This is a genomic window from Anaeromassilibacillus sp. D41t1_190614_C2, assembly GCF_015558525.1.
GTDB lineage: Bacteria > Bacillota > Clostridia > Oscillospirales > Acutalibacteraceae > Anaeromassilibacillus > Anaeromassilibacillus stercoravium.
The window spans coordinates 1-11,052 of sequence record NZ_JADMOD010000025.1 but is presented as its reverse complement, the minus strand read 5'-3'; the positions used below and the strand labels follow the sequence as shown (position 1 = coordinate 11,052).

At 57.7% G+C, this 11,052-nt stretch carries 4 protein-coding genes; all 4 read left to right on the top strand.

Going from position 1 to position 11,052, the window contains the following annotated elements; all coding sequences use genetic code 11:
- The first annotated feature begins 81 nt into the window (after positions 1 to 81).
- Positions 82 to 552 carry a MarR family winged helix-turn-helix transcriptional regulator gene (locus I2G69_RS13730; RefSeq protein ID WP_172749780.1) on the top strand — a complete coding sequence of 157 codons (471 nt, stop codon included), beginning with the start codon at positions 82 to 84 and terminating at the stop codon, positions 550 to 552.
- An 80-nt stretch (positions 553 to 632) separates the two neighbouring features.
- Positions 633 to 2,381: an ABC transporter ATP-binding protein gene (locus tag I2G69_RS13725; RefSeq protein ID WP_191406003.1), complete on the top strand. Its 1,749-nt coding sequence runs from the start codon at positions 633 to 635 to the stop codon at positions 2,379 to 2,381.
- On the top strand, positions 2,371 to 4,284 hold the full coding sequence (locus I2G69_RS13720) for an ABC transporter ATP-binding protein (RefSeq protein WP_087235285.1): 1,914 nt from the start codon (positions 2,371 to 2,373) through the stop codon (positions 4,282 to 4,284). The genes I2G69_RS13725 and I2G69_RS13720 overlap by 11 nt, the downstream gene beginning before the upstream one ends.
- A 384-nt stretch (positions 4,285 to 4,668) precedes the next feature.
- The coding region (locus I2G69_RS13715) for a glycerophosphodiester phosphodiesterase family protein (protein WP_195560963.1) at positions 4,669 to 11,052 on the top strand (6,384 nt) is incomplete at its 3' end.

Genomic DNA, 11,052 nt, shown 5'->3' with positions numbered 1-11,052 from the left:
ATCATAAAAAAAATGGGGTACTATATTGTTCGTGTCCAAACTAAATAAATGGAAGGTTTTGCGAAAGGTTGTGAGACGGAAGTGGAAAAGGACTGCGGCGCATGGATCAACCTGCTGTCGCACAAAGTCAAGAAGCGCCTGAATGCAACGCTGTGGGATCTGGACATTACGGCAGTACAAAGCCGGGTAATCTACTATATTCTGGCCCATTACCAAGAAACCCCGGTCTTTCAGCGCGACGTGGAAAGAGTGTTTAGTCTCAGCCGTTCGACAGCAACGGGTATTTTACAGTTGATGGAGAAAAAGGGCATTATCCGGCGGGAAAGCGTTGCCAGCGACGCCCGGCTGAAAAGCTTGGTCCCAACCGAACGTGCAGCGGAATTGGACGCCCAGGTGCGCGCGTGCCTGCGTGAGACGGAACGCATGTTGACACGGGGGCTTTCAGACGGACAGGTGCAGCTGTTTAAAGAAATGGCAGCGCAGATGTCGCGGAATCTGGACAACTGGGAGAATCAAACCGTTTCTTGCCCACCCGCCGACACAACGCACTAAGGAAAGAAAAAGTTCGTAACCACAACAAACAGACGTACAACTTGACACATCCGAACAAGGGAAAAGGAGGAATGTCTAAAATGATAAAAGTCTTGGCCCGCAGTATCCGCGAGTACAAAAAGGCTTCCATTCTGACGCCTCTGCTGGTCACAGTGGAGGTCATCTTGGAATGCGCGATCCCCTTCGTGATCGCCAATCTGGTCAACCAGATGCAGGCCGGCTGCTCCATGGACGTCATTGTCAAGTATGGCCTGGCACTGATCATCATGGCGATTGTTTCGCTGATCTTCGGCGGATTGGCCGGTTCGACCTGTGCGACCGCATCGGCCGGTTTTGCGCGTAATCTGCGCAAAGATATGTTCTACAAAATTCAGGATTATTCGTTCCAAAACATCGACAAATTCTCGGTGTCCAGCCTGGTTACCCGTCTGACGACCGACATCACCAACGTGCAGATGGCCTATATGATGATTATCCGCATCGCCATCCGCTGCCCGTTGATGCTGATCTTCTCGTTCGCCATGGGCTTTATCATGGGCGGGCGCCTGGCCATGATCTTCCTGGTCACCATCCCTCTGCTGGCCATCGGCTTGGTGCTGGTCATCCGCGCCGTGACGCCGCTGTTCCGCCGCGTCTTCCGCAAGTACGACGCGCTGAACGATTCGGTTCAGGAGAATGTACAGGCCATGCGCGTCGTGAAGTCCTATGTGCGCGAGGACTATGAGAAGAAAAAGTTCGGTGTTGCGGCCGAAGACGTCCGGAAGGATTTCACCCGCGCCGAGCGGATTATGGCCATCAACAACCCCATGATGCAGTTCTGCGTCTATGCCGGCATGGTCTTTGTGTTGTCCTACGGTTCTTACGCCGTTATCACCAGCCGTGGCCTGGCCCTCAATGTTGGCCAGATGTCCTCTATGCTGACGTACAGCTTCCAGATTTTGATGAGCTTGATGATGCTCTCCATGGTGTTTGTTATGATCACCATGTCGATTGAATCCGCCGAACGTATCGTTGAGGTGCTCAGCGAAGAAAGCTCGTTGAGAAGCCCGGAAAACGCTCTGACCGAGGTCAAGGACGGGTCTGTCGATTTCGACAACGTCAGCTTTAAGTATTCTGAAAAGGCCGACCGCATGGCGCTGGCCGATATCAACCTGCACATCAAGTCGGGCGAGGTCATCGGCATCTTGGGCGGCACCGGTTCGTCCAAGTCGTCCCTGGTCCAGCTGATCCCCCGCCTATATGACGTGACCGAAGGCAGCGTCCGCGTTGGCGGCGTTGACGTGCGCAAGTACGACCTGGAGGCCCTGCGCAACCAGGTGGCTGTGGTGCTGCAAAAGAACGTCCTGTTCTCCGGCACGATCAAAGACAACCTGCGCTGGGGCAACCCCAACGCCACCGACGCCGAGATGGAAGAGGCCTGCCGTTTGGCCCAGGCCGACGAGTTCATCCAGCAGTTCCCCGATAAATACGATACATGGATCGAACAGGGCGGTACGAACGTATCCGGCGGCCAGAAGCAGCGTTTGTGCATCGCCCGCGCGCTTCTGAAAAAGCCCAAGATCTTAATCCTGGACGATTCCACCAGCGCTGTCGATACCCGTACGGATGCGCTGATCCGCAAAGGCTTCCGCGAGTTTATCCCGGAGACCACCAAGATCATCATCGCCCAGCGTGTTGCCAGCGTGCAGGATGCCGACCGCATTATTGTTATGGAAGGCGGCTGCATCAAGGCTATCGGCAACCACGAGGAACTGATGGCAACCAATGAGGTTTACCGAGACATCTATCGTTCGCAGAACAGAGCAGGAGGTGAGAAGGATGCCCAATAACACCAGCACTGCACGGGGCCGCCGCGCGCCAAAGGGCGTGTTCCGCCGCTTGGTCCGCACCATCTTCCGCTTTTTCCCAGTGATGCTGCCGCTCACGCTGGTCTGCATTATTATCAACGCAGTCGTCAGCTCCATGCCTTCCGTCTTTATGCAGAACGTCATCGCCGTTGTGGAGGATACCTTCCAGACCGGTGACTGGGCTTCGGCTTCGGGCCGTATTTTCAGCCTGCTGGCAATTTTGGTTACCATGTATATCATCAGTTTGATTGCCGGTGTATTGTACACCCAGATGATGGCTACGATCACCCAGGGAACCTTGGCCAAGCTGCGTGAAAAGATGTTTGACCATATGCAGGACCTTCCCATCCGCTATTTCGATACCCATAACCACGGCGATATCATGAGTTACTACACCAACGATATCGATACGTTGCGCCAGATGATCAGCCAGAGCTTCCCGCAGACCTTGATCTCCGCGATTACGTTGCTGACCGTTTTCGGCATCATGGTCTATTACAGCATTTGGCTGGCCCTGGTCGTCGTTGCGGGCGTCATCATCATGTTTTTCGTCACCCGCTACGTCAGCGGCCATTCCTCCCGCTACTTCCTCAAGCAGCAGGAAGCCATCGCCCGCACCGAGGGCTTTATGGAGGAAATGATGAACGGCCAGAAGGTCATCAAGGTCTTCTGCCATGAGGAAGGCGCCAAAGAGGATTTCGATAAGGTCAACGACGAGTTGTTTGGCAACGCGGAAAAGGCCCACCGCTATGCGAATATCCTGATGCCGCTGTTGGCAAACATCGGCAATGTTATGTATGTGATTGTCGCGCTGGTGGGCGGCGCCCTGCTGTTGAACGGCGCGCCCAACTTCAGCATTTCCGGCATGGCATTCAGCATCAGCATTGTCGTGCCCTTCCTGAACATGACCAAGCAGTTTGCCGGCGCCATCGGCCAGGTGTCCAACCAGGTCAACATGGTCGTTATGGGCCTGGCCGGTGCGCACCGCATCTTCGCCCTGCTGGACGAGGAACCCGAGACCGACGACGGCTATGTCACGCTGGTCAACGCCCGTGAGAACGCCGACGGCACCCTGGAGGAATACCCGGAGCGCACCAACGTCTGGGCGTGGAAGCATCCCCACCACGACGGCACGGTCACCTACACACGCATGCGCGGCGACGTCCGCTTCTACGACGTCGACTTTGCCTATGAGCCGGGCAAGACGGTGCTGCATAACATCTCGCTGTATGCAAAGCCGGGCCAGAAGGTCGCCTTTGTTGGGTCGACCGGCGCAGGGAAGACGACGATCACCAACCTGATCAACCGCTTCTACGACATCGCGGATGGCAAGATCCGCTACGACGATATCAATATCAATAAGATCAAGAAGGCGGACCTGCGCCACAGCCTCGGCATCGTGTTGCAGGATACCAACCTCTTCACCGGCACCGTGATGGAAAACATCCGCTACGGCAACCTCAACGCCCACGACGACGAGTGCATCGCGGCCGCGAAGCTGGCCGGTGCGGACGACTTCATCCGCCGCTTGCCCGAAGGCTATAACACCATGCTGACCGGCAACGGCGCGAACCTCAGCCAGGGCCAGCGCCAGCTGCTGGCCATTGCCCGCGCGGCGGTCGCCGACCCGCCTGTCATGATTTTGGACGAGGCGACGAGTTCGATCGACACCCACACCGAGGCGATTGTGCAGCGCGGCATGGATGCCTTGATGACTGGACGCACGACCTTTGTCATTGCGCACCGCCTGTCCACCGTGCAGAATGCCGACGCGATCATGGTTTTGGATCACGGCCGCATCATCGAGCGCGGCACCCACGAAGACCTGATCAAGCTCAAGGGCACCTATTATCAGTTGTATACAGGTGCGTTGGAGCTGGATTAACCCGCTTCGCCGCTCTGGGCGAGGTGCAGAGAAAACCATCGGATCGAAAAGGGGCGCGGCCCCGCTGTTTCCCGGGAAAACCGGGCGGCGGGGCCGCGCCCCTTTTCGTTTTGCCCGGCGGGCGTTGCCGGGAAGCAGCCTGGCCTGCGCCGGTGTCCTCGGGAGGATGCCGAAACAATCCAATATGACGCGACTGATTATTAGGCATAATAACGAATATCCTTCCGCGATAGGAAGGCTAATTCGACAACTTTATGTAAAATTTTTTACAATAACAATTAAATGAAAATTAACATGGTTTTTATTTCCTTCCAACAGAGATGTTGTAGGCTTTCTTTCGTACGAATGTAGGCAAACGATACAGTAAGATTTGGAGGGAACCGAATGAATGTGAAAAAGGCACTCTGCGCCCTGCTGGCGGCCACCCAGATAACGGCTGCGATGGGCGGCCTGCCGGTGGCGTATGCAGCCCAGCAGGAGACCGCCCAGTTGGAGCCCCGGATGGTCAGCGCTATGCCGGTCATCGACGGGCAGTTGGGCGACTCCGTCTGGTCCATGCAGCATGCGATGGAAAAGCCTCTGCAGGGTGGGACGGAGCACAGCGCGTCGTTTGACGTCCTGTGGGATTATCAGTATCTGTATGTCGCGGTACAGGTGGAAAACGATACCGACCGCATCGCAGGCAGCGCCTGGATGGAGGGCGACGTGGTCAACCTGTTCTTCGACAAGACCAACCACAAGAGTTCTCCCTATACGGAGAGCGACTGGCAGATCGGCGTCGGCTACAATCCCGACGACGCGTTTGACCCCTATATCCTCTTTGGCGGCGGCGTCGTTGCCTCGCAGGAAGCCCGTGAAGAACTGAGCCGCAACATCCTGGCTGCCACGTCCGATACGGACAACGGCTGGACCGCGGAAATTGCAGTGCCGTGGGACAGCCTGGGGATCGACCCCTATCTGCAAAAGGACTTTGGATTTGACATCGGTGTGGATAACAAAAACGCCTCCCATGGTTCCGGCGAAGTGGATTATCTGCTCTGGGAGACCAATGACCGCACCAGCTTCTGGAACGACACCGCCGGGTTTGGCAATATGAGCCTTTCCACCGAAGTGGTGGAAAACACCGACGACGGCGTCATCTACCAGCAGAATTTTGACGATGTAGCGAACGGGGAACTGCCGGAGGGCTTTGCCCCGGCGGAAGGCCAGGAGACCGGCTGGTCCGTGCAGGACGGCAAGCTTGTGGCCGACTTCTCCCGCAGCGGGGAAATCGAGCGCCGCATCGCCCTCCCCGCCCTGGGCGATAACTTCACCTATGACCTGGACGTCACCTTTGAGGACGCGGTCAATACGGGCCGTTGGCTTTCCGCCTTCTACCGCGCCCCGCAGGACAACGGCTTTGGATACTACCATTTCACAAACCGCCTGAACGGTGCGGGAGAGATCTCCATGAAGGGCGCAGACAACACCTGGCCCACTGCGTTTGTCAACACGAACGGCACCAGCGAGGCCCAGGCGCTGACGGTTGGCGATACGTACCATCTCTCGATCGCGGCGCTGGGCCAGAACCTCACCCATGTGCGCACCGGCTCGAAAGAGGAAGAGCGCTTTGACCACAGTGTCAATACCTATGAGCACCTGGGAACCTCCCGCCCGGCCACCATGGAGAGCGATTTGCAGGCGCGCGGCCGCTTCGGCTTGCAGGTGGACCAGATGAAAGCCACGTTTGACAACCTCGTCATCCGCCGCCTGGACATCGACACGCTCAACGTGGAGGGCCTGCCGGACAGCATCGAGCAGCTTTCGGTCCTGCCGGAGATGGAAATCTCTGCGGCGTGCTCCAATGGCGCGACCATCGCAGTGGACAGGAAGGACGCAAAGGTCTATTCCAGCGACCCGGCCGTGCTGCGCATCCTGGAGGATGGCACCATCCGCTCCCTGAACACCGGCAAGGCCACCATCTCGGTGATCGTGGCGAACCGCTTGTTCACAAAGGAGATCGAGGTCACCCCGTCCGACCGGGAACCGGCGATCACGGAACTGCATGTACAGGATAAGCAGAGCATCTATACAGGCGTGGTCGGGCAGAGCGTCCCGGTATCCGCGCTGAAGTTCGACGCTGTGGATGAGCTCCTGGAAAATCAGGTCCTCTCCGGCGACTCCGAAGGGATGGCCCTGGCCTCCTCCGACGAGTCTGTAGTAAAAATTGAGAATGGGCAGTTCGTCGGCGTTGGCGAAGGCGTCGCCACCGTAACCGCGACGATCGACGGCGCGTCCGACAGCATCCTGGTTTGGGTGCGTGCGGATGAAACCGACGACGTGTTCATGAACGTTGACTTTGAAGACGGAACCCTGCCGGCGGATTGGAAACAGATCGGCGGCGGATACGAAATCAAGGAAGAGGGCGGCAACCATTTCCTGGAAATGCAGCCAAGCACCCGCTTTATCGTCCCCATGCCGGAAGGCGTGACGGACTACACCATCGAGGCGGATATGACCTTTATGGCGGCAAGCGACTCCGCGCGCTGGGCCTCGATCATGTACCGCATCCAGAACGAGGACCGTCCGTATTACCAGTTTGCCGTGCGCCAGGATTCCACCGCGACGAACGGCGTGGAGTTTGCCGTCATGACGGCCAGCGGTTCCTGGGATGTCCGTGAAACCGCATCCTTTGACGAGAAGATGGAATACGGCGCCACGCATCACCTGAAGCTCACCATCACCGGCGAGCGCGTGAAGCAGTGGATCGACGGCGAAGAGCTGATCTTTACGGACAAGGCAACCGACCTTACTGCGGGCGACATCGGCCTGCAGTCCAACAATGTGACGGTGCGCTTCGACAACCTGACGGTCCGTCTGAATCCGGAACCGCTGCCGGAGCTCCCGAAGCCGGAAAACAATTATGCACAGGTCAAAACCTTGAATGAAAACCTGGTATCCGCCCCGACGGTCATTGTGGACAGCCTCGCCAGCCTGGACGATGCGGATGCGCTGATCAACGACGACGTGACCAGCAGCGTGATGCTCAAGGTCGAGTTGGAAGACGGCGAATTGGTCTGCTACAGCGGCGAAACCCGCCTGGGCAGCTTCGCAGATGTGATCGACAAGCTCTATGGCAAGCTGATCCTGCTGCTGGAGCTGGACGATGCGGATACGGCAAACGCATTGGCAGCCTATATCGACGAGAACAAGCTGGAAGATTTGCAGGTGGCCAGCACGGACCGCGACCTGCTGCGCTCCTTCCGCGACCAGGCAACCACCACCCGCGCAAGCTTGATTTTGGATCAGGAAACTCTGACGCTGGAAGACGCTTATGAGGCGGTGGGCAACACCAACATTGCAAAGGCAAAGAACATCATCATCCGCCAGTCCGCTGCGACGAAGGAGATCGTCGAAGAAATGCAGCGCCGCCTGATGTCCGTCTGGGTGCTCTCGGACGACACCGTAGTTGGCCAGTTTAAGGCCATCCAGTCCGGTGCAAACGGCGTGATCACCGGCGAGCCGGAGCAGCTCGGCAACCTTGCGGAGATCTTTACCGGCCGCACCATCACGCGCCGCTCCTTCATCATCGGGCACCGCGGCACCCCCGGCAACGCACCGGAGAACACCATGGCGAGCTTTATCATGGCCTATGAGGACTTTGGCGCGCAGATGTTTGAAAACGATGTATACCTCACGAAGGACGGCGAGGTCATCATCCTCCACGACGATACCTTCGCCCGTACCACCGATATCCTCACCAATACAAAGATTCCGGACAGCGTGTTCACCAACGGCGTGACCCGCCAGAACTGCCGCCCGAAGGATCTGACACTCGATCAGATCAAACTGCTGGACGCTGGCTCCTACTATGGGCCGGAGTTCGTAGGCGAGCAGATCCCCACGCTCCGCGAACATCTGGAATACATGATCGGCAAAGATGTGGTGATGTTCCTCGAGCTGAAGGACGCTTCCGACGGCATTGAAAAGGCATGCATGGATCTGGTCAAGGAATATGGCCTGGAAGACCAGGTGTGTGCAATTACCTTTAACGCGAAGAGCGTGCCGATTGCGCTCGACGGGATGCCGACCCTTTCCCTCGGCTACCTCAGCGGCGTGGGCAGCGTGGACACCAACAACCCGATGGTGACAGTGCGCAAAGCGCTCAACCAGGTCCTGCCCATGAACACGACCTTCAACCCCTCTTACGGAGCCATCCACAACGAGATGTTCATCGAGCAGATGCAGGGCCGCGGCATGACCCTGTGGCCGTGGACCTATAATGACCGCAGCGCCTTTGACTGGGCCATCGATCACGGCATCAACGGCTTGACCACCAACTATGCAAACTGGGCCATGGATTATGTCTTTGGCGCTGAGGCGGAGCAGGATGCGTACACCGTCAATGCGGGCGAATCCATCTCCCTGAAGGCAACCGGCGAAACAAACATCCACGACGTTGTCACCTACGACACACCGGAGATCGTGGTGCTGGACGGCGAAGATTGCATCAATGTTTCCGGCAACACCATCACGGGCCTCAAGGCGGGCACCGCTACCGTGACCCTGCGCGTGGATTCCCAGATGAACGATAAGACGTATGACCTCTACACCGCGCCGGTCACCATCACCGTTGAAGGGCAACTGATGGAGGGCTATGCGCCGGTCAAAACCTTGAATGAAAACCTGGTATCCGCCCCGACGGTCATTGCAGACAGCCTCGCCAGCCTGGACGATGCGGATGCGCTGATCAACGACGACGTGACCAGCAGCGTGATGCTCAAGGTCGAGCTGGAAGACGGCGAATTGGTCTGCTACAGCGGCGAAACCCGCCTGGGCAGCTTGGCAGATGTGATCGACAAGCTCTATGGCAAGCTGATCCTGCTGCTGGAGCTGGACGATGCGGATGCAGCAAACGCATTGGCAGCCTATATTGAGGAAAACAATCTGGTCGATTTGCAGGTGGCCAGCACGGACCGCGACCTGCTGCGCTCCTTCCGCGATCAGGCGACCACCACCCGCGCAAGCTTGATTTTGGATCAGGAAACCCTGACGCTGGAAGACGCTTATGAGGCGGTGGGCAACACCAACGTCGCAAAGGCGAAGAACATTATCATCCGGCAGTCCGCTGCGACGAAGGAGATCGTCGAAGAAATGCAGCGCCGCCTGATGTCCGTCTGGGTGCTCTCGGACGACACCGTAGTTGGCCAGTTTAAGGCCATCCAGTCCGGTGCAAACGGCGTGATCACCAGCGAGCCGGAGCAGCTGGGCAACCTTGCGGAGATCTTTACGGACCGCACCATCACGCGCCGCTCCTTCATCATCGGGCACCGCGGCACTCCCGCCAACGCCCCGGAAAACACCATGGCAGGCTATATCATGGCGTTTGAAGATTTCGGCGCGCAGATGTTTGAAAACGACGTATACCTCACGAAGGACGGCGAGGTCATCATCCTCCACGACGATACCTTCGCCCGTACCACCGATATCCTCACCAATACAAAGATTCCGGACAGCGTGTTCACCAACGGCGTGACCCGTGAGAACTGCCGTCCGAAGGACCTCACCCTGGAGCAGATCAAGCTGCTGGATGCGGGCTCCTACTATGGGCCGGAATTCGCAGGCGAGCAGATCCCCACGCTCCGCGAGCAGCTGGAATACATGCAGGGCAAGGACGTCGTCCTGTTCCTGGAACTGAAGGATAACTCGGATGGCATTGAAAAAGCCGCCCTGGATCTGGTCAAGGAATATGGTCTGGAAGACCAGGTGTGCGCGATCACCTTTAACGCGAAGAGCGTGCCGATTGCACTGGAAGAGCTGCCGACCCTTTCCCTCGGCTACCTCAGCGGCGTGGGCAGAGTCAATGCAGACAACCCCATGGAGACCGTAAGCAAAGCACTCAACCAGGTCCTGCCGATGAATACGACTTTCAACCCCTCCTACGCGGCGATCCACAACGAGATGTTTGTGGAGCAGATGCAGGGCCGCGGCATGACCCTGTGGCCGTGGACTTACAACAACCGCAGCGCCTTTGATTGGGCCATCGACCACGGCATCAACGGACTGACCACCAACTATGCAAACTGGGCCATGGATTATGTCTTTGGCGCTGAAGCGGAGCAGGATGCGTACACCGTCGGTACGGGCGAATCCATCTCCCTGAAGGCAACCGGCGAAACGAACGTCCATGACATTGTCACCTACGATACGCCGGAAATCGTGGTGCTGGACGGCGAAGATTGCATCAATGTTTCCGGCAACACCATCACGGGCCTCAAGGCGGGCACCGCTACCGTGACCCTGCGCGTGGATTCCCAGATGAACGATAAGACGTATGACCTCTACACCGCGCCGGTCACCATCACAGTCGATGGTGAGCCGAGCGAGCACATGCTGACGGTCACCTTCCCGAACACCGTTGAACTGAGCATCAACGGCGAGAGCCAGACGATCGCCAACCTGATCGGCGCATATAAAGATGTCGTGATGGCGGAGGATGCGCTCGAGCTGACCTTCACGCCCAGAGTGGAAGGCCGCGAGATCGCAGGCGTCACCGTGAACGGCGAGGCCATTGCGGAAGACAGCTTTGACGTTGCCGAGTATGTGTACAGCGCGGCTATGCCGAACGCGGACACCACGATCGAGCTTGGCTTCACAGTGGTAGACAAGCAGAACCTGCGCGCTGCAATTGAAATTGCAGAGGGCCGGGCGAACGAAGCTGCGGAAGCAGTGGAATCCGTACAGGAGAAGTATGAAGCAGCCTTGCAGGCGGCGAAGGACGTCGAAGCC